At 62.4% G+C, this 25,739-nt stretch carries 26 protein-coding genes; 9 read left to right on the top strand and 17 right to left on the bottom strand.

Annotated elements, in window-relative coordinates:
• Positions 1–15 precede the first annotated feature (15 nt).
• Together rho and AB1A62_RS05150 are read right to left on the bottom strand one after the other, a co-directional pair.
• Positions 16–1,287: a transcription termination factor Rho gene (gene rho / locus AB1A62_RS05155; RefSeq protein WP_174145217.1), complete on the bottom strand. Its 1,272-nt coding sequence runs from the start codon at positions 1,285–1,287 to the stop codon at positions 16–18.
• A gap of 172 nt (positions 1,288–1,459) precedes the next feature.
• Entirely contained in the window at positions 1,460–1,915 is a 456-nt protein-coding gene (locus tag AB1A62_RS05150; RefSeq protein ID WP_366660414.1) for a CopD family protein, read from the bottom strand.
• Between the two features lie 410 nt (positions 1,916–2,325).
• Here AB1A62_RS05150 and AB1A62_RS05145 point away from each other — a divergent pair, with 410 nt between their 5' ends.
• The 4 genes from AB1A62_RS05145 to dnaQ are packed head-to-tail and all read left to right on the top strand — an operon-like array spanning position 2,326 to position 5,066.
• Positions 2,326–2,925 (top strand): nucleoside triphosphate pyrophosphatase, encoded by a 600-nt coding sequence (locus tag AB1A62_RS05145; protein ID WP_366660412.1) that lies wholly within the window; start codon positions 2,326–2,328, stop codon positions 2,923–2,925.
• Positions 2,922–3,755: a shikimate dehydrogenase gene (locus tag AB1A62_RS05140; protein WP_366660410.1), complete on the top strand. Its 834-nt coding sequence runs from the start codon at positions 2,922–2,924 to the stop codon at positions 3,753–3,755. The genes AB1A62_RS05145 and AB1A62_RS05140 overlap by 4 nt, the downstream gene beginning before the upstream one ends.
• Complete coding sequence (gene coaE, locus AB1A62_RS05135) at positions 3,752–4,345, top strand: dephospho-CoA kinase (RefSeq protein ID WP_366660409.1); 594 nt, start codon at positions 3,752–3,754, stop codon at positions 4,343–4,345. Before AB1A62_RS05140 ends, coaE begins: the two co-directional genes overlap by 4 nt.
• Entirely contained in the window at positions 4,338–5,066 is a 729-nt protein-coding gene (dnaQ, locus tag AB1A62_RS05130) for a DNA polymerase III subunit epsilon (RefSeq protein WP_366660407.1), read from the top strand. Before coaE ends, dnaQ begins: the two co-directional genes overlap by 8 nt.
• 72 nt (positions 5,067–5,138) lie before the next feature.
• Here the strand turns inward: dnaQ and secB are convergent, their stop codons facing one another.
• Together secB and AB1A62_RS05120 are read right to left on the bottom strand one after the other, a co-directional pair.
• On the bottom strand, positions 5,139–5,627 hold the full coding sequence (gene secB, locus AB1A62_RS05125) for a protein-export chaperone SecB (protein ID WP_366660406.1): 489 nt from the start codon (positions 5,625–5,627) through the stop codon (positions 5,139–5,141).
• A gap of 56 nt (positions 5,628–5,683) precedes the next feature.
• Positions 5,684–6,184, bottom strand: coding sequence for an FxsA family protein (locus AB1A62_RS05120; RefSeq protein ID WP_366660404.1), 501 nt, complete (start codon positions 6,182–6,184; stop codon positions 5,684–5,686).
• A gap of 115 nt (positions 6,185–6,299) precedes the next feature.
• Between AB1A62_RS05120 and AB1A62_RS05115 the strand changes: the two genes are divergently transcribed.
• The 3 genes from AB1A62_RS05115 to AB1A62_RS05105 are packed head-to-tail and all read left to right on the top strand — an operon-like array spanning position 6,300 to position 8,593.
• Positions 6,300–6,956, top strand: a complete 657-nt coding sequence (locus AB1A62_RS05115) for a Tim44/TimA family putative adaptor protein (RefSeq protein WP_366660403.1) — start codon at positions 6,300–6,302, stop codon at positions 6,954–6,956.
• A complete protein-coding gene (locus AB1A62_RS05110) occupies positions 6,953–8,005 on the top strand; it encodes a murein transglycosylase A (RefSeq protein ID WP_366660401.1) in 1,053 nt (350 codons plus the stop codon). The genes AB1A62_RS05115 and AB1A62_RS05110 overlap by 4 nt, the downstream gene beginning before the upstream one ends.
• Complete coding sequence (locus AB1A62_RS05105; protein WP_366660399.1) at positions 8,006–8,593, top strand: Smr/MutS family protein; 588 nt, start codon at positions 8,006–8,008, stop codon at positions 8,591–8,593. It begins immediately after the preceding gene.
• An 11-nt stretch (positions 8,594–8,604) separates the two neighbouring features.
• Here the strand turns inward: AB1A62_RS05105 and AB1A62_RS05100 are convergent, their stop codons facing one another.
• From AB1A62_RS05100 to hslV, 3 genes are all read right to left on the bottom strand, one after another.
• On the bottom strand, positions 8,605–9,720 hold the full coding sequence (locus tag AB1A62_RS05100; protein WP_366660397.1) for an alpha/beta fold hydrolase: 1,116 nt from the start codon (positions 9,718–9,720) through the stop codon (positions 8,605–8,607).
• A 79-nt stretch (positions 9,721–9,799) separates the two neighbouring features.
• Positions 9,800–11,110, bottom strand: coding sequence for an ATP-dependent protease ATPase subunit HslU (gene hslU, locus AB1A62_RS05095; protein ID WP_366660395.1), 1,311 nt, complete (start codon positions 11,108–11,110; stop codon positions 9,800–9,802).
• A 64-nt stretch (positions 11,111–11,174) separates the two neighbouring features.
• The gene (gene hslV, locus AB1A62_RS05090; protein WP_366660393.1) at positions 11,175–11,732 is read right to left on the bottom strand and encodes an ATP-dependent protease subunit HslV; all 558 of its coding nucleotides are present in this window, start codon (positions 11,730–11,732) and stop codon (positions 11,175–11,177) included.
• 221 nt (positions 11,733–11,953) lie between these two features.
• Here hslV and AB1A62_RS05085 point away from each other — a divergent pair, with 221 nt between their 5' ends.
• A complete protein-coding gene (locus AB1A62_RS05085) occupies positions 11,954–12,145 on the top strand; it encodes a DUF1127 domain-containing protein (protein WP_366660391.1) in 192 nt (63 codons plus the stop codon).
• Positions 12,146–12,199: 54 nt separating this feature from the next.
• Here the strand turns inward: AB1A62_RS05085 and AB1A62_RS05080 are convergent, their stop codons facing one another.
• From AB1A62_RS05080 to regB, 10 genes are all read right to left on the bottom strand, one after another.
• Positions 12,200–12,571 carry a Lin0512 family protein gene (locus AB1A62_RS05080; protein ID WP_366660389.1) on the bottom strand — a complete coding sequence of 124 codons (372 nt, stop codon included), beginning with the start codon at positions 12,569–12,571 and terminating at the stop codon, positions 12,200–12,202.
• Positions 12,568–12,915 carry a Lin0512 family protein gene (locus tag AB1A62_RS05075; protein ID WP_366660388.1) on the bottom strand — a complete coding sequence of 116 codons (348 nt, stop codon included), beginning with the start codon at positions 12,913–12,915 and terminating at the stop codon, positions 12,568–12,570. Before AB1A62_RS05075 ends, AB1A62_RS05080 begins: the two co-directional genes overlap by 4 nt.
• A 150-nt stretch (positions 12,916–13,065) precedes the next feature.
• On the bottom strand, positions 13,066–13,386 hold the full coding sequence (trxA, locus tag AB1A62_RS05070) for a thioredoxin (protein WP_366660387.1): 321 nt from the start codon (positions 13,384–13,386) through the stop codon (positions 13,066–13,068).
• Between the two features lie 62 nt (positions 13,387–13,448).
• Positions 13,449–16,802, bottom strand: a complete 3,354-nt coding sequence (gene addA / locus AB1A62_RS05065) for a double-strand break repair helicase AddA (RefSeq protein ID WP_366660385.1) — start codon at positions 16,800–16,802, stop codon at positions 13,449–13,451.
• The gene (gene addB, locus AB1A62_RS05060; RefSeq protein ID WP_366660537.1) at positions 16,799–19,729 is read right to left on the bottom strand and encodes a double-strand break repair protein AddB; all 2,931 of its coding nucleotides are present in this window, start codon (positions 19,727–19,729) and stop codon (positions 16,799–16,801) included. The genes addA and addB overlap by 4 nt, the downstream gene beginning before the upstream one ends.
• Positions 19,722–20,414 (bottom strand): nucleotidyltransferase family protein, encoded by a 693-nt coding sequence (locus AB1A62_RS05055; protein WP_366660384.1) that lies wholly within the window; start codon positions 20,412–20,414, stop codon positions 19,722–19,724. Before AB1A62_RS05055 ends, addB begins: the two co-directional genes overlap by 8 nt.
• Positions 20,414–21,412 (bottom strand): phosphotransferase, encoded by a 999-nt coding sequence (locus tag AB1A62_RS05050; protein ID WP_366660536.1) that lies wholly within the window; start codon positions 21,410–21,412, stop codon positions 20,414–20,416. Before AB1A62_RS05050 ends, AB1A62_RS05055 begins: the two co-directional genes overlap by 1 nt.
• Positions 21,409–21,885, bottom strand: coding sequence for a tRNA (adenosine(37)-N6)-threonylcarbamoyltransferase complex ATPase subunit type 1 TsaE (gene tsaE / locus AB1A62_RS05045; protein ID WP_366660383.1), 477 nt, complete (start codon positions 21,883–21,885; stop codon positions 21,409–21,411). Before tsaE ends, AB1A62_RS05050 begins: the two co-directional genes overlap by 4 nt.
• Before the next feature lie 49 nt (positions 21,886–21,934).
• Positions 21,935–23,482, bottom strand: a complete 1,548-nt coding sequence (locus AB1A62_RS05040) for a PAS-domain containing protein (protein WP_366660381.1) — start codon at positions 23,480–23,482, stop codon at positions 21,935–21,937.
• Positions 23,483–23,571: 89 nt separating this feature from the next.
• Complete coding sequence (gene regB / locus AB1A62_RS05035) at positions 23,572–24,966, bottom strand: sensor histidine kinase RegB (RefSeq protein WP_366660380.1); 1,395 nt, start codon at positions 24,964–24,966, stop codon at positions 23,572–23,574.
• A gap of 117 nt (positions 24,967–25,083) precedes the next feature.
• On the opposite strand from regB, the gene AB1A62_RS05030 reads away from it, so the two are divergent.
• Positions 25,084–25,704 (top strand): SCO family protein, encoded by a 621-nt coding sequence (locus AB1A62_RS05030; protein WP_366660378.1) that lies wholly within the window; start codon positions 25,084–25,086, stop codon positions 25,702–25,704.
• The last annotated feature ends 35 nt before the right edge of the window (positions 25,705–25,739 follow it).

Genomic DNA, 25,739 nt, shown 5'->3' with positions numbered 1-25,739 from the left:
TTTTGCCGGCCCGGATCAGGTGTTCATCGAGTCGAAGAACTCGGAGTTCGACTTAGTCTGCTTCAGCTTCGAAAGCAGGAACTCGATAGCGTCGGTGGTGCCCATCGGGTTCAGGATCCGGCGCAGCACAAAGGTCTTTGCCAGGTCGCCCTTGTCGACCAGCAGGTCCTCTTTCCGGGTGCCGGATTTGAGAATGTCGATCGCCGGGAACACGCGTTTGTCGGCAATCTTGCGGTCCAGCACGATCTCCGAGTTGCCGGTGCCCTTGAATTCTTCGAAGATCACCTCGTCCATGCGCGAGCCCGTGTCGATCAGCGCGGTGGCGATAATGGTGAGCGAGCCGCCCTCTTCGATGTTCCGGGCCGCACCAAAGAAGCGCTTGGGGCGCTGTAGGGCGTTTGCATCGACACCACCGGTCAGAACCTTGCCCGAGGACGGGACCACGGTGTTAAAGGCTCTACCAAGTCTTGTGATCGAATCGAGGAGAATCACAACATCTCGTTTATGTTCCACCAGGCGCTTGGCCTTTTCGATGACCATTTCGGACACTGCAACGTGACGGGTCGCCGGCTCGTCGAAGGTGGAGGACACAACCTCGCCCTTCACCGAGCGCTGCATGTCGGTCACCTCTTCCGGACGTTCGTCAATCAGCAGAACAATCAGGTAGCACTCAGGATGGTTCTTCTCGATCGAATGCGCGATGTTCTGCAGGATCACCGTCTTACCGGTGCGCGGCGGCGCCACGATCAGAGAGCGCTGGCCCTTGCCGATGGGGGCCACCAGGTCGATCACACGGGCGGAACGGTCCTTGATGGTGGGATCCTCGATCTCCATCTTCAGGCGCTCATCCGGATAGAGCGGTGTCAGGTTGTCAAAAGCGATCTTGTGACGGGCCTTTTCAGGCTCCTCGAAGTTGATCTTGGTGACATTGGTCAGCGCAAAGTAACGCTCAGTCTCCAGCGGCGCCTTGATCTGGCCTTCGACGGTATCGCCGGTGCGCAGGGAATACTGGCGGATCATGTCAGGGGAGACATAGATGTCATCCGGACCGGGCAGGTAGTTCGCCTCTGGCGAGCGCAAGAAGCCGAATCCATCCTGCAGCACTTCCAGCACGCCGTCGCCGCCGATATCCCAGCCTTCGTCCGCGCGTTCCCGCAGGATCTGGAACATCATCTCGCCCTTGCGCATGGTCGAGGCGTTTTCGATCTCCAGCTCCTCAGCCATCGCCAGCAGCGCTTTGGGGCTCTTCGCCTTGAGATCGGACAGATTCAGGGATTGAACGGTCATATAGATACGGCCTCTACTCCCCGCTTACCCGGGGGTCGGTCACACGACAGGTTAGGAAAACACGAATGCCCGGACGGGCCCGCTGAGAGCCATACATAGGGACTCGTTTCAGATGAGTCAAACGCCGGCTGCAAGCGTTCCGCCCTTGCAGGCCCCTAGCAGCGCGGCTGCGTCAGAATTTGAAGATGACCGAGACTACAATCACCGCCATCAGTACTGTCGGCACCTCATTCATCATCCTGAACTGCCGGCCTGACATTGAATTCCGCCCTTCTTTGAAATCCCGGAAGCGGAACAGCAGCCAATGATGGAACCAGGTCATGGCGACGACCGACACGCCCTTGGTCCAGGGCCAGAGATAGCTCCAGTCGACAATGCCCGGTGTCAGCACGATAAACAGTCCTGCAACCCAGGATACATACATGGCTGGGCGCATGATGATCCGGAGGAGCTTCTCCTCCATGGTGAGGAAGATCGGCACTGCCTCCTGCACCTTCTCAGCTTGCTCCACGTGATACACGAACAGACGCGGGAGATAGAAGAGACCGGCCATCCAGCTGAGCACGGCCATGATGTGCAGTGACTTGGCGTATGGGTAGAGCGTGAACATCAGATCGCTCAGGTCCATGGGCTGTTCTCCCGGGTCAGTTCGGACCACCCTAATAAAAAAAGAAATATTAAAAGGATGATGTTTTTGTAGTGTGCGTGGATTCCGGTGGATAAGTGAATCTTCCTCCGCTTATCCCCAGCAGGGACAAGATTCCAGCGCACATGGGGCAAGAGTCATTGAAATCTCCTGAACGCACTTGAAATAAGGCCAGTTAAGGGTCGGTTTACCTTTTTGCGTTTGGGGATAACAGCGGGATGATCCGGGGAAAGCCGGCATATCCACGGAAACAAAGTTATCCTGACTCACAAAGGACGACTCAGCCGGCTGAATCCTGAGATTTCCGTCAACCCCTGGAGTCTTTACTTGAGCCCGGAAAACCATACAAAACGTCCTGAAACGATCTGCTTCTTTCCCACGGGGTTTTCCACATGACTGCCCACATAGTGCTGGCTTCTGGTTCTGAAATCCGGGCGCATCTGTTGCGTCAGGCGGGCATTGACTTTGAGACCGACGTGCCTCGTCTGGATGAAGATGCGATCAAGATGGCCTTGCTGGCCGAACAGGCGCCCCCCCGCGATATTGCTGATGCGCTGGCAGAGGCGAAAGCGCGCAAGATAAGCGGAAAACATCCGGGCAAGCTGGTGCTTGGGTGCGATCAGGTCCTTGATTTCGAAGGAAACCTTCTGTCCAAACCTGTCAGCGCCGAGGAGGCGCTGCGCCAGCTCAAAGACATGCGCGGCAAACGCCACATGCTGCTTTCTGCGGCAGTAATATACCGCGATGGAGAACCCGTCTGGCGGCATGTGGGCCAGGTCCGGCTGGTGATGCGTGCATGTACTGACAGCTACCTTGAGGAGTATGTCACCCGCAACTGGGACAGCATCCGCCACGCGGTTGGAGCCTATAAGCTGGAGGAAGAAGGCGTGCGGCTGTTTGCCAGCATCGACGGCAGTTACTTTAATGTCTTGGGATTACCGCTGATGGAGCTTATCAGTTACCTGGGACTGCAAGGGGTAATCGAGCAATGACAGAAGCAAAAATCCCGCTCGCCGGCGTGATCGGCTGTCCGGTTGCGCATTCCAAGTCCCCCCAGCTGCACGGTCACTGGCTTAAAACGCATGGCATCGCCGGGCATTATGTCCCGATGCATGTGGAGCCTGAGGACTTGGCGGAGACCATCCGGGTGATGCCGAAAATGGGGTTCGTCGGCGCCAATGTGACCATCCCGCATAAAGAGGCGGTGATGGAGATTGCCGACAAGGTGACGGACCGGGCCAGGCTGATCGGTGCCGCCAACACGCTGATCTTCCGCGATGACGGCACCATCCTGGCCGACAACACCGACGGCTACGGCTTCATCACCAACTTGCACCTGGGCGCGCCGGACTGGGATCCGCAGTCCGGGCCTGCCGTTGTTCTGGGTGCTGGCGGGGCCTGCCGGGCGGTGGTGGCTTCCCTGATGGAGGCGGGCGTGCCAGAGATTCTGCTGACCAACCGCACTCGCGAGCGGGCGGACCAGCTGCAGAAGGATTTTGGCAGCCGCGTTAATGTGGTGGAATGGGTCCAGGCCGGCAATATCATTGAGGAAGGTGCGCTGATCGTGAATACGACCTCGCTTGGCATGGTGGGCAAGCCGCGCCTGCGGGTGCCGCTGGACGGGTTGCGGCCGAACGCTGTTGTCACCGATCTTATCTATGCGCCTTTGAAAACCGATCTGCTGCAAACGGCTGAGGAGGCGGGCTGCGCCGTGGTTGACGGTCTGGGCATGCTGCTGCATCAGGCGGTACCTGGTTTCGAGCGCTGGTTTGGTCACCGGCCAGAGGTTGATGCCGCCACCCGTGCGGCGGTGCTCGGATGAGTTTCTGCCTCGGCCTCACCGGCTCAATTGGCATGGGCAAAAGCACCACGGCCCAACTGTTCGCAGCCCAGGGCTGCGCAGTTTGGGATGCGGATGCGGCGGTTCACCGGCTCTATGGACAGGGCGGCTCCGCCGTCCCGCCAATGGAGGCCGCCTTTCCTGGTGCAATAGAGAACGGAGAAGTCAGCCGGGCTGCGTTGAAGGAGATTATCGGTAAGGATCCCGAAGCCTTGAAGCGCATCGAAGCCATCGTGCATCCCCTTGTCGCGCAGGACCGTGCGGCATTCCGGACTGCTGCGCAGAGCGATATTTTGGTTTTCGACATCCCCCTGCTGTTTGAAACCGGCGGAGACGCGGAGATGGACGCAGTGGCCTGTGTGAGCGTGGATGCCGCTACTCAGCAAGAACGGGTTCTTGCCCGCGGCACGATGACGGTTGAGCAATTCCGGCATATCTTGCAGAAACAGATGCCGATTGAGGAGAAGATGGCCCGTGCCGACTACGTGATCGAGACTGATACGCTCGAACATGCCGAGGCGCAGGTGGCAGAGATCCTCGCAGATATCAGGAGCAAACTGAGCCATGCGTGAAATCGTTCTTGATACCGAAACCACCGGTTTTGACCCGTTCTCCGGCGACCGGATCGTCGAGATCGGTGCGGTGGAGCTCTATAACCACATGCCGACCGGGGAAACGTTTCACGTTTATATCAACCCGGAACGCTCGATGCCGGCAGAGGCGTTCTCGGTCCATGGTATCGGCCCGGACCTGCTGGAACCGCCGCAGAAACCGGAACCAGGTGCAGTAACGCTGCGGGACAAACCGGTATTTGCCAAGGTCGGCCAGAAGTTCCTGGACTTTGTGCAGGACTCCAAACTGGTCATTCACAATGCCAGCTTCGACATGAAGTTCCTGAACGCGGAACTGGACTGGATGGGGCTGCCAAAGCTGCCGATGGATCAAGCGATCGATACACTGGCGATGGCCCGCCAGCGGTTTCCGGGCTCGCCGGCGACGCTGGATGCGTTGTGCCGCCGTTTCAGCATCGACAACTCCAACCGGACCCTGCACGGGGCACTTCTCGACTCCGAGATTCTGGCAGATGTCTACCTGGAACTGATTGGCGGGCGGCAGCCGGATTTTGGCCTGTCAACGCAAAAGGCCTCGTCCGGCAATGAGCAGGTGGAGGATGATTGGCGCCCAGCCCCGCGGCAGACTCCGCTGCCGCCGCGAATGACGGCTGAGGAAATGGCAGCGCATGAGGCCTTCATCGAAAAGATGGGGGATAATGCCTTGTGGAAGGCTTCCTGATCCCGAAGAAGCCATAAAACGAAAAACGCCGCTGAGGATCAGCGGCGTTTCCAGGTTAGATAGCTGTAAAATTCACTGCGTGGGCGCAGCAGCAGCTGCTTCGGACTGGCGGCGGGCCAATTCGTTGCGGTAGATCCCCACAAAGTCGATGTTGTCCAGGTTCAGCGGCGGGAAGCCGCCGTCGCGGGTCACATCCGACACGATCCGGCGCAGGAACGGGAAGGTCATGCGCGGGCATTCGATCAGCAGGAACGGGTGCAGCTGGTCTTCCGGCACGCCGACAATGTTGAAGACGCCGACATATTCCAGCTCCAGCACGAACAGGACGTTGCCGCTTTCCTTGTTCTTGGACTCGACGGTCAGCTTGGTGACCACCTCATACTGGTTCTCAGCCGAACGCTTTTTCGCATCCAGGTTTACCTGTACGCTGACGTCTGGCTGAACCTCGCCGCCGGTGCCTTTCTGCGCCATAACGTTCTCGAACGACATGTCGCGGATGAACTGGGCCAAAATGTTCATCTGGACTTGCGGCTGCTGCTGGGCTTCGCCGTTTTCGGCCATCGGGATACTCCTGAAAATATGCTTTGGACCGTGCTTAGCAGCTTGGTCCGGCCAGCTCAACGGGGGCCGTCAACCCAGCCCGAAGGGCCACCAGGCTGCTTCCCCGGCGTCACATCTTCGTAATCACCATCGATGATGTCATCCGGCTTGCCGGCGCCGCCGGGATAGTGGCGGCCCTGCATGCTGCCTGGCCCCATCTGGAATTGCGCTACGGTGATACGGGAGCGCAGATAGCGGTAAACCGCCAGCCGCACAGGGGGCATCAGAAGGGCAAAGCCGGCCGCATCGGTGAAGAAACCGGGGGTCAGCAGCAGCGCGCCCGCAAACAGGATCATTGCGCCGTGGGCCAAAGGTTCCGCCGGATCGGACAATTGCTGGAAGGATGAGCGCAGCTGCCCCATGGCCATGCGCCCCTGGGTTCTCACCAGCCAGGTGCCCAGCACCGCGGTCAGGACCACGATGGCCAGGGTCGGCCACAGGCCGATGGCGCCGCCGACTTGAATAAACAAAGCAATTTCAATGATGGGAACCATCAGAAAGGCCAGGAAGAGATACATGGGGGTTTCCTTGCGATCATACGTCCGGGCGGTAGACTTGCCCCCGCCCGTCACCTACATAAGACGTGACCGCTTTGGTTTCAAACAAAGCACGAACGCCTAGCATGAGGTATCCATGGAGTCGCCTGTGATTCAGCTTTTGGTTCTGGCCGGTATTGCCGTGTTTCTGATCCTGCGCTTGAAAAGCGTTCTGGGAACACGCGAAGGTTTCGAAAAGCCGCCGCTGCCGAAGTCCGAAGCCAAAAGCCGCCGCCCGGATCTGGAAGTGATCGAAGGCGGACCGGACCGCGACATCACCGATTACGTTGCCGAAGGCAGCCCGCAGGCTCAGGCCCTGGCTGCGATGAAACGGGTTGAACCTTCTTTCCAGGTTCAGGAGTTCGTCCAAGGCGCCCGCGGCGCTTACGAGATGATCCTGATGGGGTTCGAGCATGGCAACCTTGATGACATCCAGCCTTTCCTGGCTGAGGATGTGTTCGACAGCTTCGTGGAAGCCGTCGCGCATCGCGAGGACCAGGGCTACAAGATCGAGGCCGAGTTCATCGGTGTCCGCGAAACTACTCTGGCTGACGCGCAATTTGATGCGCAGTCGGGCCGTGCAGAGATCACCATGCGCTTCGTCGGGGAGCTGACCTCGGTCGTGCGTGACCGCGGCGGTGACATTGTGGAAGGTGACCCCAAGGCTGTTAAGCGCCAGAAAGACACTTGGGTCTTTGCCCGCACCATGGGCAGCGACGATCCCAACTGGCAGCTTGTTGCGACGGACGCATGATTGCGGCGCTTCGGGGGGTACTTGGGGCAGCTGCAATTGCAGGTGCCGCGATGACCGCCTCCGGGGCGCAATCCGAAACCGTGTCCAGCATTCTGGACTTTGCCCAGCTGGATGGCTGGGCACAGGATGACCACGCGGCCGCCTTAAAGGTCTTTCTGGGGACCTGCCGGGACCTCAAGGACCCCGACTGGGCGGCCCTGTGCAACGCCGCGCGGTCCCAGCCGCCGGAAGGCGCGCGGGCCTTTTTTGAACTGTTTTTCCGCCCTGTTCTGATCGAGGATGGCAACCCTGCCCTGTTCACCGGTTATTTCGAGCCGGAGCTGAGCGGTTCACGCTATCCCACGGGCCGATTCCGCTATCCGGTTTACAAAATGCCGCCGGAGGCGCGCGGTGCTGATCTTTGGCTGCCGAGGCGGGACATACTTACCACCGGTGTGATGCAGGGCCGCGGGCTGGAGATCGCCTGGGTTGATGATCCGGTGGAGCTGTTCTTTCTGCAAATCCAGGGTTCGGGCCGGATCCGGCTGCCGGACGGTTCGACAATCCGCGTCGGCTACGGCGGGGCCAACGGCCATCCCTATAAATCGATCGGCAAGGAACTGGTGCGCCGCGGTGTCTACAATGCCCACCAGGTCAGCGCCCAGGTGATCAAATCCTGGGTGCGGCGCAACCCGGCGGACGGTAAGGAACTGCTGTTTCACAACCCGTCCTATGTGTTTTTCCGCGAGGTGCGCAAAGTGGCGGCCTCCAAGGGGCCGCTTGGCGCGATGAACCGTTCGGTCACACCGATGCGCACGATTGCCGCCGATCCTGCCTACACGCCGCTGGGTGCACCGGTATGGGTGGAAAAGGACGGCCACATGCCGCTCCGCCGGCTGATGGTTGCGCAGGACACAGGCTCTGCCATCAAGGGCGCGCAGCGGGCTGACATCTTTGTCGGCACAGGCGACGAGGCCGGCGAGACAGCCGGCACGATGAAAGACCCGGGCCGGATGGTGGTTTTGCTGCCGATCCAGCGGGCCTATGCAATGCTGCCGGAAGATCTGTGAATGGCACGGCGGAAACTGACAGGAGAGGAGATCGACCTCTGGCACAAGGTCGTGAAGCATACGGAGCGGCTGCATCCGGGTGCGCATTCCTCGCCGCCTGCCCCGCCGATGCCAAAACCCAAACCGGTCAAGCAGCCTGAGCCACGTGTTGCTGCGTTTGAGGTTGGCAGTCACGCCAAACCCAAGCCGGTGAAACACGATCTGAAACCCTCAATTGCCCGCAGCCTTGCCAGCGATCCCCTGCAGATGGACGAAAAGGCTTTCCGCCGGATGAAACGCGGAAAGATCAGGCCGGAAGGCAAGCTGGACCTGCATGGCATGCGGATCGACACCGCGCATCCTGCCCTGACGCGCTTTATCCTGTCTGCGCAGGCATCCGGCAAACGGCTGGTGCTGGTAGTGACGGGCAAGGGCAAGGACCGGGACGAACCAGGACCAATGCCGGTGCCGCGCGGGGTGCTGCGCCACAAGGTGCCGCAGTGGCTGGCGCTGCCGCCATTGGCCCAGGCGGTGCTGCAGGTGACGCCGGCCCATATCAGCCACGGCGGCGGCGGCGCCTATTACGTCTACCTGCGGCGCAACCGCTGAGGGCCGGCCCGTTACCGGTTGTCCGCAGGCCTGCCCGATAGCGCGACCTTGATGGCATTCTCCCGAATAACGATCTGACCTGGGAGAATGCTCCGCAAACGCTCCGGATCGTCGGCAAATGTGTCCGCGGTTTGCCGTGCGCCGTTCAGCAGGGCCAGAAGCGCCGGCGAGCTTGCTGCGACAAAATGTTGTGACTCCGCTTCGTCGGCAAATGCGGTGGTGTCGATGATTTCGACCGGCAGGCTGCTGAGCTCTTCGATATTATCCAGATTGCCGAGCCGCTCGCGCCCTTCCAGCCCGCGCAGGCGTTGCGACAGCGTCAGGACGTTGTCCTTGCGTGAAACGAAGATCAGGAAGGGCTGCGGCACCTGTTTGAACCGGTGCATCTGGGTTTTGAACACATCGATGTCCAGATCCGGCGACATCAGCACGACACCGCCCAGGTTCCGGGCTGTCCAACCCGGAGTCTTGATCTCAATCTGGCGCAGCGTCTCCATCGTCAGCAGTCCGCCCATGGAGTGTGCCACCACAACCACCCGGCCTGCATGGGAGACACGCAACTTGCGCAGCAGCTGCTCCAGCCCGTCACGTGCAAACAGCACACTGTCGCCATCATAGGCATAGCCCAGCGGCCGCCCCTTGCTGGGCCAGGAATAGATGACGGTCGCGCCGGGGACGTCAATGTCATGGGTCAGCTGGGCCGCCCGGAATGCGGTCTCGGCCTGGGTGGAGTTGAAGCCATGCACAAAAACAGTGACATCGCGTTCCTTCGGCGGGAACTTAGCCAGCTCCTGACGAAACCGGGCGCCAAAGGCGGCTTCGCTTTCGAATTTCTTCCGCCCTGCCATGGTGAATTCGGTGACGGGATCCGGGTTCCTGTAGCCGAATTTCAAGGACCCTGGCGTGTGTTGCGGTGGTATCGAAACGGTGAGTTCAAGCAGGCTGAATCCATCCGCCCGTTCGCCGCCAAAGGTGCCATCCGGCAGCTGATCGCGGTTGGTGGCGGCAAACACAGTCTTGGGAGTGCCGACGTTCAGGGCTGCGGGAACAGTGGGGGAATAAGATCTGTCGGTACAGGCCGCCAGAAACATCAGCATCATACCGCAGATCAGGCGCAGCCCTTGCATGTCGTCCCACCTCAATGAACTGGCGGCAGGCTAATGCACCTGCCGCCAAAGTCCAGAGGCTGCACCCCGTGATGGCGGATTACAGAACGTAACGGCTGACATCCGCAGAGCGTCCAAGCTCGCCCAGGTTCTTTTTCACAAACGCCGCATCCACGGTGACGGCCTCACCCGAGCGGTCAGGCGCAGTGAAAGACAGCTCCTCAAACACCCGTTCCATCACGGTGTAGAGCCGCCTCGCACCGATGTTTTCCACCGTCTGGTTCACCTCGGCGGCAATCTTGGCCAGCGCCGCAATCCCGTCCTCCGTGAAACTCACTTCAACTTCCTCAGTGCCCATCAGTGCGGTGTACTGCCGCGTCAGCGCGTTGTCGGTCTCGGTCAGGATCCGGACAAAGTCGTTTTCGGTGAGCGCCCGCAGGTTCACCCGGATCGGCAGGCGGCCCTGCAGCTCCGGCAGGAGGTCCGAAGGCTTGGCGATGTGGAAGGCGCCGGAGGCGATGAACAGGACATGGTCGGTCTTGACCGGCCCGTGCTTGGTGCTGACAGTGGTGCCCTCGATCAGCGGCAGCAGGTCGCGCTGCACGCCCTCGCGGCTGACATCGCCGCCTCGCGTTTCCTGGCGCGCGCAGACCTTGTCGATCTCATCGAGGAAGACGATGCCGTTCTGCTCAACGGATTCCAGCGCGGTCCGGGTGACGGTTTCGTCATCCAACAGCTTGTCGGCCTCTTCGCCGATCAGCACCTCATAGCTTTCGGCGACGGTCATTTTCTTGCGGGTGGTGCGGCCGCCCATCGCCTTGCCGAACAGGTCGCCAAGGTTCAGCATCCCCATGTTGCCGCCGCCGGGCTGGCCGGGAATTTCGAACATGCCCATCGGGTTCGAAGTGTCGGCAACATCCAGTTCGATTACGGTGTCGTCGAGCTCCCCCGCCTTCAGCTTCTTGCGGAACATCTCGCGGGTGGCTTCGCGGGCATCACTGCCGGCGATGGCCTCCACAACCCGGTCCTCGGCCGCCTTATGGGCGTTGGCCTTCACGTCCTCGCGCATGTACTCGCGGGTCTGGGCAATGGCGCTGTCCACCAGATCGCGGATGATTTGCTCAACGTCCCGGCCGACATAGCCGACTTCGGTGAATTTGGTGGCTTCCACCTTGATAAAAGGCGCGCGGGCCAGCTTGGCCAGGCGGCGGGAGATCTCGGTCTTGCCGACGCCGGTGGGGCCGATCATCAGGATGTTCTTGGGGTATACCTCGTCGCGCAGATCGTCGTCCAGCTGCTTGCGCCGCCAGCGGCTGCGCAGCGCCACGGCCACGGCGCGCTTGGCTTCCTTCTGGCCGATGATGAAACGGTCCAGTTCCGAGACGATTTCGCGGGGGGTCAGATCGGTCATGTCAGTCCTTTCCGGGGCAAAACTTTTGACAAAAAAGTTTTGCTAAGAATTTTGAGGAAAATTCTTAGCCGCCGATGGTTTCGACGGTCAGGTTTCCGTTGGTGTAGACGCAGATATCGGCGGCGATGGCCATGGCGTCGCGGGCCACAGATTCCGCGGATTTATCGCTGTCCATCATGCCGCGGGCGGCAGCCAGGGCGAAATTGCCGCCGGAGCCGATGGCAGCCACGTCATGTTCAGGCTCCAGCACATCGCCGGCGCCGGTGATCACGAGCATGTCGGTGCCGTCGGTGACGATCAGCATTGCCTCCAGCTTCTGCAGATATTTGTCGGTGCGCCAGTCCTTGGCCAGTTCGACACTGGCGCGGGCCAGCTGGCCGGGGGTGGCCTCCAGCTTGGCTTCCAGCCGTTCCAGCAGGGTGAACGCATCCGCGGTCGAGCCGGCAAAACCCGCCACCACGTCAAACCCGCCTGGCGACAGGCGGCGCACCTTACGGGCGGTGCCCTTGATCACTGTCTGCCCCAGCGACACCTGGCCGTCGCCGGCGATGACCACCTGCCCGCCCTTTTTGACGCCTATGATGGTGGTGCCGTGCCAGCCGGGGAATTGATCGTCTGCCATAAATGCCTCCGTTAAGTTGCCCCCTATATGGAACCATCCCCACGCCGGCACAAGGGACAGGGCCGGATCCCGCGTGCTGCACCGGCTGCAGGGCTTTTTGCTGCTATGCAGAAAGCGCAAGGCGGGGCTGTTGAACCGGCAATTGCGGGACTCAGCCGCGCATCCTACATGGGGCTCACAACCGGCACAGGGTCGGCTGTTTCTTAGAAGGATATGCGCAAATGACGACCGCAAACATTCATGCGCCGCTCGGAGCAGTCACCGTTCTCCGCGTGGTCGACGTTATGACCAGCGTGAAAAGCTCCATCGTTGAGTGGTATGAATCCCGCGAGACCCGCAAGTCTCTGTCCCGGCTGACCGACGCACAGCTGGACGATATCGGCCTGAGCCGTGCTGACATCGCCAAGATCTGAGATCTGAAATGATCGAAGACTTTGAATGAGCCGCCCTGATATGGGCGGCTTTGTTCATTTCGGGGTGGCGATTTCATACTTGCCTGCCTGATCCGGCAGCCAGACCTCGATCGCAGCGGTTGCCACTACATGGCGGGTGCCGGCTTCTGCATCCTCCACATCCAGCCCGCCCTTGACGGCGCGCACGCTGGCCCTGCCCCGCGGCAAATCCTTTGCCACCAGTTCGCAATCCACTGCCTTTGGCTGCTGAACACCGATGGTCACCTCCACGCGCATTTCGCTGTGATCGATCCCGAGCTTGGCAAACAGGGTGATCGAGGAGTGATGCAGTGCGTCCTGCACCGCGCGGCGGGCGGCCTTGGTGTAATCCTGGCCATAGAGGTCGTTGCCGGTGCCCATTTCCAGGATGATGCGTTTGCCGGTCATTCAGCTGCCTCCATGTCAAAAGACACGGTTATGGCCGCGTTGGCGATCACCGTGCGCCCGCCCTGGGGCTTGGCAATGTCGAGCCCGCCTTCCGTAACCCGGACGCTGGGCTGGCCGTAGGGAAAGATTTCCAGCAGCGCATCCCTGTCCACCGCTTCCGGCTTCTGGACCCCGATTTCTGCTTCGATGATCATGTCTTCCTTATGGAAATCAAAAAGTTCCGCCACATTGACGGAATTGTGCCACAGCGCGTCCTTGATCGCGCGGCAGGCGGCTTCGGTGTAGTCTTCGCGCCTAAGCGACGTGCCCATGCCGAATTCCACCAGAACTCTTGTCTTGGTCATTCTGCCTCCTGAATGTGATCCAGTCTGGACCGTTGCAGTCCAGGGCAACAATGGAAAGAGCCAGTTTGAGACCGTCGGATGAGCCAGTGCGCTGATAGAAAAAGGGCTGTCCCGGCGGGACAGCCCTTTATTTTCCAATCTTGATCAGGCTCAGATCGACTCTTCGATCCAGCTCTGCAGCGCGGCCTTGGGGGCGGCGCCGGCACGGTTGGAGATCACCTGGCCGTCCTTGAAGATGAACAGCGCCGGGATACCGCGCACGCCCATGGCGGCGGCAGAGTTCGGGTTGCTGTCAACGTCGACCTTGGCGATTTTCACCTTGCCGCCGAATTCCGCGGCCAGCTCTTCCAGAGCCGGGCCGATCTGTTTACAGGGACCGCACCACTCTGCCCAGAAATCCACCACAACGGGGATCTCGGAGTTCTTGACTTCGGCGTCGAAAGTGGCGTCGGTGACGGCTACGGTGGACATATGCATGTCTCCATGAGTGTGTGGCAACTGGAGTTGGAACCTAGGTACGGCTTAACGGATCGTCAAGGTTCCAGACGCCGCATCAGCGCAGCTGTCACAAGTTCGTGCGGAAGCGGCATTAGCGTGGCGTTGCGGGTCCAGAGCAATGCGGTTTCGATGGTGCGGCCGGGGTAGATTTGGGCGAGCGCATGAGCATAGGCCCCCATCTGGCGAAGAAGCCCTTCGGGGCATTGTTCAGGTGTTGCAGGCACCGTGGCATTGGATTTGAAGTCGACCGCCAGCACCCTGTCCGGTGTGACAATCAGGCGGTCGATGATGCCATGCAGACGGTCTCCGTTCAGATCTGCGGTTATGGGAACTTCTGCCAGGGTTTCCGGGGCGAAAACGTGGGACAAGCCGGCGGTTTTCAGAACATCAGAAGCCTCGGCAAGCAGTTCCGCTGCATCTTCAGCATCCTGCAGCAGGTTGCCGGCAAGCTGCGGCCACATGCCTTCGGGCCGGCCCGGCAGGTGCTCCAGTAGCAGATGCAGACGGCTGCCGCGGGCTTTGGCTGCATCCTCGTCCAGGCCCAGATCACCCGCCAAAGCCTTGGCTCCGCCCAGGTCAGAGGGGCTGAGCGCCGGCGCCGGTGCCTCATAGGCTCTGGCAGGCCTGTCAAAGACTTCCGGCAGGCAGTGTTTCTCAATTTGCGAAACAGGGGGCTCGACCAGCGGCAGCCCGTCCCACTCCCCATGCTGCAGGCGCAAACCTGCTCCGCCCGGGCAGACGAATTCCGTTGCACCGCCCTCGCGCATGGCCTGTTCCGCCAGCCGGTACCAGCTGTCGCCCTGCTCGCCCACCTCGCCGGCGGCAGCGACAATCAGCCATTTTTCCGCCCGGGTCAGAGCCACATACAACAGCCGCAGCCGTTCGTTTTGCAGTTTCTCCTGCGCGGCTTCACGGGCCGCCAGCATCGCGGGCGGCATCTGGTCCTTGGGCAGTTTCCAGACCGGCGTGCCATCGGCCAGCATGATTTCCGCATCCCGCGGCGCTTGCCGTTTGGCAGTGTCCGGCAGGATCACGATCGGTGCCTCCAGCCCTTTGGACCCATGCACAGACATCACCCGGATCATGTTGCCGGCCGCGCCCATCTGGCGTTTGATTTCCAGGTCGTCGGTCTGCATCCAGACCAGAAACCCGGTGAGGCTGGGCACATCGGTGCGTTCATAGGCCAGCGCCTGTGAGAGCAGCGCGTTGATGCCGTCCTCCGCTTCCGGTCCCAGCCGGCCCAGCAGTTTCTGACGGCCGCCGTGGCGGGTCAAAATCCGTTCGATCAGGTCATAGGGGCGCAGGAAATCGGCATTGGCGCGCAGGTCATCCAGCACTGCCATGGTGTCCGGGAACTCCCCTGCCCGGTCACGCAGCGCGGGCCACAGGTACATCGCTTTCCGCCTGTGCGCGAGATCGAATAGCATCTGCTCGTTCCAGCCGAAAAGCGGCGACTTCAGAGCCTCTGCCAAAGACAATGAGTCTTCCGGCAGCGCCAGGAAGCGCAGCAGCGCGGCAATGTCCTTGACCGCCAGTTCCGCGCCCACCTTGAGCCGGTCGGCGCCGGCGATGGGCAGCTCGGCCTTTTTGCAGGCGCGGATGATCTCCGAGAACAGATCGGACCTGCGCTGCACCAGGATCAGGAAATCGCCGGCCTGCACCGGACGGCGCTGGAATGTGCCGCGTTCCGGGCCGTCCTCTGGGATGGTGGCGCCAGTGTCGATCATTTGCTTGATCGACCCGGCAATCCTTTCGGCCAGAATCACCGTGTGATGGCGGCTGCTGGGGCGGTCGACGGGGCTGGTCCAGTCAGGATCTTCATCATCCTCCACCTTTTCCACCACTGGCCACAGGTCCACCCTGCCCGGCAGATCGGACTTGAAGGCCCGGTGCAGCGCGTCCTTGCGGAAACCGGCGCGCGGGCTGTCCTTGAACACCAGATCGACCAGTTTCAGGATTGCGGCGGAGGACCGGAAGGAGAAATCGAGCGAGGCATCCTGCAGCCCTGCCCCGGTTTCCGCCAGCCGGTTGCCAAACTCCTGCTGCATCCGGTCAAAAGCGTCCGGGTCCGCGCCCTGGAACGAATAAATCGACTGCTTCTTGTCGCCGACCACAAAGATGGTGCGCTCCACGTCCGAGCGCGCGCCCTCGCCGGCGGTGAATTCCTGTGCCAGCTTCTCAATCACGTCCCATTGCACCGGGCTGGTGTCCTGCGCCTCGTCCACCAGGATGTGGTCGATGCCGCCATCCAGCCGGTAGAGCACCCAGGCCGCGACACCCGGATCGTTCAGCAGTTGCCGGGCCTTGAGGATCAGGTCGTCGAAGTCGAGCCAGCCGCGCAGCTGTTTGCGGCGCTCGTATTCCGGCAGGAAGGCGGCGGCAAAGCGGTGCAGGTCGTGGCTCTTGCGCGCGGCGGTAAGGGCGAGGCGCTTGGCGCGCGCATCTTCCACCCGCCGCATCAGCGGTTCCAGCTGATCCATCAGGGACAGGTGGGATTCGCGCAGTTTCTTGGTCGGGAACTTGTCTATTTTGGCGGTGAACGGTTCCTTGGCGCCGGCACTGGTCAGAAACACGCTTTCGAGCGTGCTCAGATCGGCGAGCGTGGGCTTGGTGATGCCGGCGAGCTTGGCCGCTGCCCTCTGATCGGTTGTACCGCCCTGCCCCAGCATGTCGCAGGTTCGCTGCAGCAGCTCTTCCTCTCCGCCCAGGAACACCAGTGCCTCCAGCGCGGTCTCGTCAAAGCCTTGGGGCAGCCCGAACAGGTCCAGCAGCCCGTTCCAGTCCAGCGGCTCGCCGAAATCAGCGCGGCGCTGGCAGATGGCGGACGTGAGGGTCTCAAAATCGCTGTCGCTGACATGGCGCGCCAGGGCATCCACCAGCGGCGCCTCGGCGCCTTGGGCAAGATCCTCCATGATTTCCGCCCGCAGCAGCTGGCCCGCGCGGTCGTCCATCTCGGAAAACTGCGGGCTGACGCCGGCCTCCAGCGGGAAACGGCGCAGCAGCGAGGAACAGAAGGAGTGGATGGTCTGGATCTTCAATCCGCCGGGCGTCTCAATGGCGCGGGCAAACAGGGTGCGCGCCTTGGCCAGATCGCCGGCTGCGGTGTTGACCTCCCCCAGCTCGGTCAGGGCTGCGATCAGCGCCGCATCCCCCAGCATCGCCCATTCCCCCAGCCGCTTGAACAGCCGGTTCTGCATCTCGCTGGCGGCGGCCTTGGTGTAGGTGAGGCACAGGATATGCTGCGGCTGAACCCCCTTCAGAAGCAGCCGTGCCACCCTGTCGGTCAGCACCTTGGTCTTACCGGAACCCGCGTTGGCGGCCAGCCATGTGGAGGCATCGGGGCGTGCAGCGCGGAACTGCGCCTCGGAGGCGGCGTCGCGGATGGTCATGCCAGATCCTCCGGCTGCGGTTCGGCGCTGCGGTCCCATTCGCCGTAACGCGCGAGGTGGTCATAATCGCCGGCGATGTCGTCGCGGTGCACCATGCGCCGGCTGGAATAGCCTTGGTTAGGCTCGAAATAGGCTCCGATCAGCGTACGCAACTCATCCCAGACCTTGGCGGGCGGCTCATCCTCCAGCGGTGCGCGCACTTCGTTCAGTTTACTGCCCAATCCTATGAACAGCGCACGCGCCACTTCCGCCGGGCCGAGGTCGTCAAAGGCGCCTTCCTCGGCCATTGCAGCCTCGATCAGCAGCTGTTTTTCGAATTTCTTCTGCTGCGACTCGCTGGGCGGCGTGCCGGTCTTGTAGTCGTAGAGATGCAGGAAGCCACGGTCGTCCATGTCGATCCGGTCGGCGCGGCAGGCGATGGTGAAATCCAGCGGATCCAGCCGGGCGCTGCCCTTGGCTTCAAAGGCAACCGGCTTGGCGCGGGATTGGCGCTCCTGTTCGGCCAGCACAAAGTCGCCGGCAATCCTGCGGATGCGGCTGTGCCACAGGATGCGGGCAACAGGCCAGGGCACATGGGTCTCCAGCAGCTCGCGGGTCTTTTCGATAAGCTGGCCGGCGCTCAGCAGGCTCGGGTCCGTCTGGGCTTCCTTGATGAAATGCTCGAACACCTCATGCACCACGATTCCGCGCAGCAGGGCGTCGGGCTCCTGCACCAGCGGGTTGAGCGGCCTCAAGCGCAGCACATGTTTGGCGTAGATCGCATAGGGGTCGCGGATCAGGCGTGGAATTTCGGTGATCGTCAGCCGCCGCGGGCGGGCTGCCACCGGCGGGCAGGGGGACGGGCGGGGATATTGCGGAATCGGCGCCGGCTCCTCCAGCGCCTCCGCCCAGCCGAGCCATTGGCCGCCCCTAGCACGCATAGCGTCCAGCGCGTCCCGGCCACCCTGTTCCGGCAGGCCCGACAGCAGATTGGTCAGCCGGTTCAGCCAGCGCGACGGCACGGTGTCGGCTTCTTCCGAGCGTTCGGCACGGGTCAGCCAGACCGCGGGCGCGGCGATGGCCTGCTGGAAATCATGCGCCGACAGACCGATGCGGCGTTCAGGCAGCAGAAGGCCCGCCTTATTGCGCAGCTGGCGGTTCAGCCAGGGATCAGGGCTGGCGGCCTCGGGCCAGCTTCCTTCATTCAGGCCGCCGAGGATCACCAGATCGGCGCCCTGCACACGCGCCTCCAGCGTGCCCCAGATCATGATCGAGCCATAAGGCGCATCGCGGTCTCGGACCTCGCCCTGGCTCAGCAGAGCGCCCAGCAGGTCGGAGAAGTCACGGGCGGTCATGTCGCCGCCATAAGGCGCTTCGGCCTCCAGGTTTTCGATGCAGGCGAGTGCGGCCTGGCCGGCCTTCTTGTCCCAAAGGGTACCTGCGCCATCGGCTTGGCTGCCCGCAGCAATGCGTTCGGCCAGGTCGCGCAAACGCTGGACCCAGCCGGTCAGGGGCAGGGTGCCGGCAATCTCCTGATCCGCGAAACAGGCTGCCAGCCACTCCGTCCAGCCAGGTGTCAGCTCACGGCCTCTTTCAAACCCGGCAAAGGCCGCGGCATCCGGGAAGGGCGGGCCATTTCGGCGGAGCGACAATTCCAGCTCGCGGGTCTGGCGCAGGTGATTGCCGCGATCGGCACCGTCATGGGTCAGCGGGTGCTTCAGCAGGGTCAGCAGACTGTCACAGGCCAGCGGTTTGCAGAACAGCCCCGCCACATGGCGCAGGAAGCGGCCTGGGGGCGACAGCTGCAGCGGCTGGCCGGCCGAGTCATCGGGCAGGATGTCCCAGCGGTCCAGCGCGGCAGAGACCTGGCGGGTCAGCATCCGGTCCGGGGTGATCAGCGCCGCGGTCTGCCCGTCCTCTGCCGCCTGCCGCAGGCGCAGCGCGATGGCCAGCGCCTCGGCGCGAGGACTCGGGGCCTCAATCAGGGTGACGTTATCGGTGGCGGTGTCCAAACCGGTCAGCAGCGGGCCTTCGCTCATCCAGGCGTCGGTGACCGGGGCAGGGCGCAAGGCCAGCGAGACCAGCCGGTTGCGTTCTGGAGAGACCGGCGGGGTCTCTGTCCAGGGCTGCACGTCGCCCGGCGACAGCTCCAGATCCTTCATCAACTTGTGAAACCGGTACTGCGGGTGATCCTCCGAAATCAGCGGATCATCCAGCCCGGACCAGACCTGCTCCGGCTGGTCAAAGTCGAAGCCGGGCAGCACCACAGCCCCTTGCGGCAGCCGCGCGATGGCCTGCATCAGCATCAGCGTGGTCCCGCGCGAGCCGGTGGAGCCGGCCAGGATCACCGGATGCTGCGGCGGGCTTTCCTGCCATTGGTCAATCAGGTTCAGCACCACTTGGCGCTGCCGCGCCTGGGCATCCATCGCGCCCTCATGCAGGCCGGTGAACTCGTCCGCGATACCGATGAAGGCCTGCGCCCGGGCCCAGTGGCCGGACATGTCGGAGACATCAAGCGCGCGGATTGTATCTGTGCTGACACCTTCGCCCTGCATCTCGTCGATCAGCGCCGCCAGGCTGTCGGACAGGTCATAGAGCGAGGCGCGGGAGGCGAGATCGGGCTGGGCGTCCAGCAGTTTCGCAATCAGCTGTGACAGCTCCAGCCGGCGCCGCAAAGGGGGCAGGGCGGGCGGCAGGCCGTCCAGCGTGGCGCGCTGGGCCAGGTCGGTCAGCAGCAGCATCCGCGGCAGCAGCATGGCTGGGCCGGCATCAAACAGGCTGCGCACCCGGCGGGCCATGCGGGAGGTGTTGACGATCAGCTCCGCCCGGGCCAGCGCCTCCGGCGGCAGGCCCTGGCTGCGGCTGCGCAAGCCCTCGACCAGCGCACGGGGGAAATCGACGCCGCAGGGCACGGCAAACAGGCGCGGCTTGGCGGATGGGTTAAACATCATCTGCGGCTATCAGATCCTCGGCCAATGTGATCCCCTCGGGATGGCCCACATCGCACCAGCGGCCGGGATATTCCAGCGCAAACAGCCGGTTCGCTGCGGCCATCTGGTTCCAGAGCACGTTCAGGGAGAAAACCTTGTCCTCAACCTGGTGCAGCCCCTCCGTTTTCAGAATCTGAACCCCGCCGTAGACCAGATCGCCGCCGCGGCTGATGCGCCCTTCGGCGTCCGCCGAGAAATCTCCGCCGCCGGTGCGGCCGACAGCCCGGTCCAGCGGCACGCAGACCAGCAGCGCATCCATGCGCTCCGGATCCCAGGCCTCCTGCGCCAGTTGCAGCGGGTTCGGGCCTTTCCAGATGGCGTCGGTGTTCACGGTGAAGACCGGGCCGTCCCCCAGCAGCGGCAGGGCATGGCGCAGCCCGCCGCCGGTGTCGAGAATGTCCGGCGTCTCAAGGCTGAGAAGCACGTTTTCAGGCTCTAAGAAGGTCTTCAGAGGCTCCGGCTTGTAGTGCAGGTTGGCCGCAATGCGTGCCGGTCCTGCTTCGCGCACGAGCTCCAGCGCGTGTGCGATCAGCGGGCGGCCCGCCACTTCGATCATCGGTTTCGGCTTGTCGCGGGTCAGCTCCCGCATCCGGGTGCCAAAACCGGCGGCAAACAGCATGACGGCATCGGGGGAGCGCTGCATCAGGGCCTCAGCTTGTCCAGATTTTCCGGGGTGGGGGCCGGCAGGCTCTCGCGCAGCAGAGCTGCCACCCGGGCCAGCGCCGGGTGCTCCAGCCCGCGGATGAAATGGTCCCAGACCCGCGGGATAAGATCCACGTAATGGGGTTTGCCGTAATCCATGCTGAGCCGGGCAAAGACGCCGAGAATACGCAGGTTCCGCTGCACACCCAGGACGGTATAGGCGGTGCGGAAGCCGGACTCATCAATGCCGGCTGCTGCGATATAGCGGTCTATCATCTGCATTTCGATGCCGGCGGGCACGTCGCGGCGGGCGTCCTGCAGCAGTGACACGAGATCATAGGCCGGGTGGCCGGCGCGGGCGTCCTGGAAATCCAGCAGGCCAACGCGGGCGACGCCCTCGCGGTCAGGCAGCCACAACAGGTTCTCGGCGTGGTAGTCGCGCTGGACCAGAACCGGGTCGCCTTTGACGGTTTCGCGCAGAATGTCTTCGAACTGATCCTCGAAGCGCGCCTGCAAATTGGAATCGTGACTGCCGAGGACGCCGGCGCGGTATTTCGACAGCGCTAGCCCGGACATTTCCGCCATCATCCGCGGGCCATAGGGCTCCAGATCCGGCATCGGCGCCTGGTGCAACGCCACCAGCGCATCGGTCGCCGCTTCATAGAGCTCTTTTTCCAGCGCAGGTTCGCGCAGGATGACCCGGGCATAAAGGTCGTCGCCCAGATCCTCCAGCAGCAGGAAGCCTTGCTCCACGTCGTGGGCCAGGATTTCCGGGGCGCTAAGGCCCTGGTCCCGCAGATAGCCGGCGACTCGGATGAACGGACGGACGTCCTCGCCCTTCTCCGGCGGGGCGTCCATCAGCACCACGGTTTCGCCGCTGTCACCGGTCAGCCGCTCATAACGGCGGTTGGAGGCATCCCCGGCCAGCGGGCCGCGCTGCCAGCCGGCATAAGGTGTTGCGGACAGGAAGGTTTCGCAAAGGGTCTTGCGGTCGGTCATGCGCAGATGCGCTCCATCAGGGGCTGCCATTTCGGGTCGCTCCAGCGGAGCGCCAGATGGCGGCGGTCTTCATGTTCGGGGTCCAGCGCCAGTGCCAGGTGCAAGGCATGTGCCGGTGTCAGTTCGGCCAGCCGGTCGGGCCACTCGACCAGGCAGATCGCACTGTCAAAGGCCTCTGTCAGGCCCAGTTCCTCCAGCTCATCCAGGGAGGACAGGCGGTAGAGGTCTGTGTGCCACAGTTCACCTGCCGGCACATCATAGGTCTGCACCAATGTGAACGTGGGCGAGGGCACATCTTCGGGCTCATCCATCAAAGATTGGATCAGATGGCGGGCGAAATGGGTTTTCCCGGCACCAATGACGCCTTCCAGCAACAGGCAATCGCCGGGGCGCAGGGCTCCGGCGATACGGGCGGCCAGCTCGGCCGTTTCCTCAGGTGAATTCAGCGTGAACGCCGCGGAGGTCGTGGTCATGGCGGTACAATGGCGCCGCCGCGGTGCTGCTGCAAGCCGGTTTCCAGGGTCAGCCTTGCGTGTTGGCGGCGAAGCGTTCCTGGCTTGCCGGCAGGGCGGCGGTTTCCGGTTTCCGGAAGCTGACCATTGTGGCGCCGTTCTGGATCGCGGAAACCTTGCAGATCATTCCTGTGCCGTCGCGCAGCTTGACGCTGGACCACCAGGCCTCGCGCCCTTCGCAGCCTGCCACGAAGTCGCGGATCTCACCCCAGACCGGGGTCGGAGCGCAAGTGTCCTGCCAGATCCGGCTGGCGTCCATGATCGACACTTTGGCAAAGCTGGAGTCCGGATCCATCTGCCAAAGCGTGTCATACGCGCTGTTGGAAAAGCTCATGCTGCCGTCATTTGCGAAAACCGCAATGGCCTCGTCCATCTGGTCCAGGATCGACTGGCCCATCTCCAGCTCAGAGCGGAATTGGCGGGTAAGGGTGACCTCGGCGGTGATATCCTCGAACAGGAAGGCGATGGCGCCATCCGGATGCGGCCGGCCCGACACCTTGTAGACAGAGCCCGACGGCAGCGACCAGGTTTCCTGGTACCGGCCCTCGGCAGCAGCTTCCAGAAGGTCGGCCATCTGGTGGCGCCAGCTGGAATAGCTCTTGGGTTCCGGCATCATCCGCTGGTCGCGCAGCCGGTCGAAGAAGGTCAGCAGGTTGGGCCGCGAGCTGAGGAAATTCGCAGGCAGCGCGGTCAGGTCGATCAGGACCGGGTTAAACAGCACCAGTTGTCGGTTGCGGTCAAAGATTGCAAGGCCGATCGACAGCTGGGCAAAGGTCTTGGCCAGCGTCTGCACAAAGTTGCGCTGGGCGACCTCGGCGTCCACCACCGCATTCACGTCCACCGCATGGCACAGCCAGCCGGCCTCGGTTTCGGTGGTCGAGACGTTGTACCACAGCTTCTTGCCGCTGTCCGGCAGCGGAATATGGATCCGCTCCGGTTTGCCGCTGGTCATCGGGTCGTGGAGATCGGTGAACAGGGGGTCAGCAAAATCTGCGCTGCGGCCGCGGATCTTCTGGCTCAGGTTATCATAGGCGAGGTTGGACCATGTGACATTGCCTTCCTCCGACTGCAGCCAGACGGGATAAGGCGCCTGGTGCACGGCAGCGCGCAGGGTGGTCAGCTCCTGATCCAGGGATTTGTTCTGTTCTTCCAAGGTGCTGCGGCGCAGCTGAACGCGGGTCACACCATCGATCCATTCGCAATGCGCCTCACGGCTTTCGGCAGCGGCGGTGCCGGACAGCACCAGCGGCCCCACATCCTTGAGAAAGCCCGGCGATTGCGGCAGGCCGGGGTAGCTGCGGGCCAGCTGGTCGCGCAGCATGCTCCAGTCGAAGTTCTCCGCCTGGTCGCCGATGAACTTGCGGGCGCCGGAGGACCAGCCGATCAGGCTGCTGTCGTCAAACAGAAACACGGCGTCGGTGCGGCCGTCGGCGGCCAGCAGGTCATGCTCCATGCCGTTGCGGCGGGGCGAAGGCGACAGCCACCAGACTGCGGCGGCAGCTGTGGCAGCGCAAAGTGCGGCCAGTACAAACCATTCGATCGATGCGAAATCCTGCATGTCTTCCTGCCTAGTTCAGCTCTCGTTTAGCCGCATGGTTCCCCAAAAATGGTTAAATGAAGTTTAATTGGTTTCCCAAAAGTGAATAGTTAAATTTCTAAAGGTAAATTTTTACCGGTAACAGGGCCTCCTGCGGCCATGGCGTCGATTTCCCTGCGCGGCCAGGCAACCTCGACGATGGCGCCTTGCCGCTCAATGCCGGGAATCAGGGTCTGGTGGGGGTCTGAGCCGTTGGCAAACCTCAGCTGCGCGCCGGTGCGCTGCAGCAGGGTCTTTGCGATGAACAGGCCCAGACCCATGCCTTCATACTCCGGGCGCTGCTTCATTTCCTTTTCGCCCCGGCGGCGGCGCACAAACGGGTCGCCGATACGGCCCAGAAGATGCGGCGGAAACCCCTGTCCGTCGTCGCTGATCCGCAGGACGATCCGCTCATTGTCCCAGGCAGCATCGATCCAGACCGTGGATTGGGAAAAATCGACCGCATTCTGGACCAGGTTGCGCAGCCCGTGGATGATCTCCGGCTTGCGCAGCACTGTGGGCTGCTGGTAATCGCCGCCTTCCAACGGTTCCTCGTGATAAAGAACCGCCTTGCCCCGGTGCATATGCGGCTCTGCAGCTTCTGTTACCAGCGTGGAAAACGGCGCCTGGCGCAGGTGCAGGTCGTCTTTACCGGCCCGGCCCATGCTGCGCAGGATGTCCCGGCAGCGGTCGGCCTGTTCGCGGATCAGCGCGGCATCCTCGCGCAGGTCGGGGCGGTCGTCCAGTTCCTCGATCAGCTCGGCGCTGGTCAGCTTGATGGTGGCCAGCGGTGTGCCAAGCTCATGCGCTGCCGCTGCCACCACGCCGCCCAGATCGGTCAGCTTCTGTTCACGGGACAACGCCAGCTGGGTTGCGCTCAGCGCATCGGACATCAGCCGCATTTCGTTGCTGACCCGGAAGGAATAGGCGCCGATGAACAGGATGGCGATGACGATGGCAATCCAGTTGCCGAAGATGAACACATCCGGGATCCGCAGGATGAACCCCTGCTCGGTCCGCAGCGGCAGGTGGAACTCTGCCATCAGGGTGACCAAGATGATGGCTGTCGCGCCGATGATCAGGGTGGAGCGCAGGCCCATCACCGCAGCGGAAATCGTTACAGGTCCCAACACGAGCAGGGCAAAAGGATTGTTCAACCCGCCGGTCAGATAGACGAGAAAGGCAAGCTGCAGCAGGTCGAACAGCACCATCAGGAAGTTTTCGAACTCGCTGAGGCGCTTGTTTTCCGGAAAGGCGAAGATGGCAATCAGGTTGCCAGCCGCGGAAATACCGATGGCCAGGTAGCAAAGGCCCAATTCCAGCTGCAGGTTAAACCGGTGCTGCGCCACCGCAATGGCCGTGATCTGGCCGGCAATGGCGACCCAGCGCAGCAGGATCAGCGTCCGCAACCGGACCCAATGGCTGTGATCGTGGCTGCTCGGCAGCTTGAAAAGGCGATCGCTCATTCGGATCCGGTGCTCCCGCAGATGTGACGCCGTGCACCAGTTGCATCGGCTGCAATTCTTGATAGGTCTGGCGCCGCAAACGATCAACAACCCTTCCTTGACGAAAAGTGTGATCCCATGACCCGCGTCTATGCTCTTTTAGCTGCTGCTTTTGTCGCCGCCCTGGTGGGCGGTGCCTGGTTCCTGACCCGCGGGGGCAACGGGGGTGACAAATTCGCGCAGTGCCGGAGCAGCCAGATCGCAGGCGGGGCGGACACCATCGGCGGGCCGTTCGAACTGGTCAATGCCAAGGGGGAAACGGTCACCGACAAGGACGTGATCACCGAACCTTCGATTGTCTATTTCGGCTACACCTTCTGCCCGGATGTCTGCCCGATGGATGCAGCCCGCAATGCGGATGCCATCGACGTTCTGGCAGAGCGCGGCATCAGCGTGACGCCTGTGTTCATTTCCATCGACCCGGACCGCGATACCCCTGAAGCCGTTGGTGATTTCGCCGCCAACCTGCATGAGAAGATGATCGGGCTGACCGGCTCGCTGGAGCAGGTGAAGGCCGCCAGCATGGCCTACAAGACCTATTTCAAGAAGAACGAGGGCGACGAGGACTACTACCTGGTCGACCATTCCACCTTCTCTTACCTGGTGCTGCCGGAAGAAGGGTTTGTGGAGTTCTTCCGCCGCGATGAATCGGCAGAGCAGATGGCCGACAAGACCGCCTGTTTCGTCGGGAAAATCTGAAGCAGGATAGCTGTTTGACCTTTTCCCCTGCCCGG

It is taken from the genome of Leisingera sp. JC11 (assembly GCF_040704725.1).
Classification (GTDB): Bacteria; Pseudomonadota; Alphaproteobacteria; order Rhodobacterales; family Rhodobacteraceae; genus Leisingera.
Note: the sequence above shows the minus strand (reverse complement) of the source record. Positions and strands in the feature narration are given on the sequence as shown.

Coding starts and splice junctions, on each gene's coding strand:
- rho (WP_174145217.1), bottom strand. CDS start 1,287: ATGACCGTTCAATCCCTGAATCTGTCCGATCTCAAGGCGAAGAGCCCC.
- AB1A62_RS05150 (WP_366660414.1), bottom strand. CDS start 1,915: ATGGACCTGAGCGATCTGATGTTCACGCTCTACCCATACGCCAAGTCA.
- AB1A62_RS05145 (WP_366660412.1), top strand. CDS start 2,326: ATGACTGCCCACATAGTGCTGGCTTCTGGTTCTGAAATCCGGGCGCAT.
- AB1A62_RS05140 (WP_366660410.1), top strand. CDS start 2,922: ATGACAGAAGCAAAAATCCCGCTCGCCGGCGTGATCGGCTGTCCGGTT.
- coaE (WP_366660409.1), top strand. CDS start 3,752: ATGAGTTTCTGCCTCGGCCTCACCGGCTCAATTGGCATGGGCAAAAGC.
- dnaQ (WP_366660407.1), top strand. CDS start 4,338: ATGCGTGAAATCGTTCTTGATACCGAAACCACCGGTTTTGACCCGTTC.
- secB (WP_366660406.1), bottom strand. CDS start 5,627: ATGGCCGAAAACGGCGAAGCCCAGCAGCAGCCGCAAGTCCAGATGAAC.
- AB1A62_RS05120 (WP_366660404.1), bottom strand. CDS start 6,184: ATGTATCTCTTCCTGGCCTTTCTGATGGTTCCCATCATTGAAATTGCT.
- AB1A62_RS05115 (WP_366660403.1), top strand. CDS start 6,300: ATGGAGTCGCCTGTGATTCAGCTTTTGGTTCTGGCCGGTATTGCCGTG.
- AB1A62_RS05110 (WP_366660401.1), top strand. CDS start 6,953: ATGATTGCGGCGCTTCGGGGGGTACTTGGGGCAGCTGCAATTGCAGGT.
- AB1A62_RS05105 (WP_366660399.1), top strand. CDS start 8,006: ATGGCACGGCGGAAACTGACAGGAGAGGAGATCGACCTCTGGCACAAG.
- AB1A62_RS05100 (WP_366660397.1), bottom strand. CDS start 9,720: ATGCAAGGGCTGCGCCTGATCTGCGGTATGATGCTGATGTTTCTGGCG.
- hslU (WP_366660395.1), bottom strand. CDS start 11,110: ATGACCGATCTGACCCCCCGCGAAATCGTCTCGGAACTGGACCGTTTC.
- hslV (WP_366660393.1), bottom strand. CDS start 11,732: ATGGCAGACGATCAATTCCCCGGCTGGCACGGCACCACCATCATAGGC.
- AB1A62_RS05085 (WP_366660391.1), top strand. CDS start 11,954: ATGACGACCGCAAACATTCATGCGCCGCTCGGAGCAGTCACCGTTCTC.
- AB1A62_RS05080 (WP_366660389.1), bottom strand. CDS start 12,571: ATGACCGGCAAACGCATCATCCTGGAAATGGGCACCGGCAACGACCTC.
- AB1A62_RS05075 (WP_366660388.1), bottom strand. CDS start 12,915: ATGACCAAGACAAGAGTTCTGGTGGAATTCGGCATGGGCACGTCGCTT.
- trxA (WP_366660387.1), bottom strand. CDS start 13,386: ATGTCCACCGTAGCCGTCACCGACGCCACTTTCGACGCCGAAGTCAAG.
- addA (WP_366660385.1), bottom strand. CDS start 16,802: ATGACCATCCGCGACGCCGCCTCCGAGGCGCAGTTCCGCGCTGCACGC.
- addB (WP_366660537.1), bottom strand. CDS start 19,729: ATGTTTAACCCATCCGCCAAGCCGCGCCTGTTTGCCGTGCCCTGCGGC.
- AB1A62_RS05055 (WP_366660384.1), bottom strand. CDS start 20,414: ATGCAGCGCTCCCCCGATGCCGTCATGCTGTTTGCCGCCGGTTTTGGC.
- AB1A62_RS05050 (WP_366660536.1), bottom strand. CDS start 21,412: ATGACCGACCGCAAGACCCTTTGCGAAACCTTCCTGTCCGCAACACCT.
- tsaE (WP_366660383.1), bottom strand. CDS start 21,885: ATGACCACGACCTCCGCGGCGTTCACGCTGAATTCACCTGAGGAAACG.
- AB1A62_RS05040 (WP_366660381.1), bottom strand. CDS start 23,482: ATGCAGGATTTCGCATCGATCGAATGGTTTGTACTGGCCGCACTTTGC.
- regB (WP_366660380.1), bottom strand. CDS start 24,966: ATGAGCGATCGCCTTTTCAAGCTGCCGAGCAGCCACGATCACAGCCAT.
- AB1A62_RS05030 (WP_366660378.1), top strand. CDS start 25,084: ATGACCCGCGTCTATGCTCTTTTAGCTGCTGCTTTTGTCGCCGCCCTG.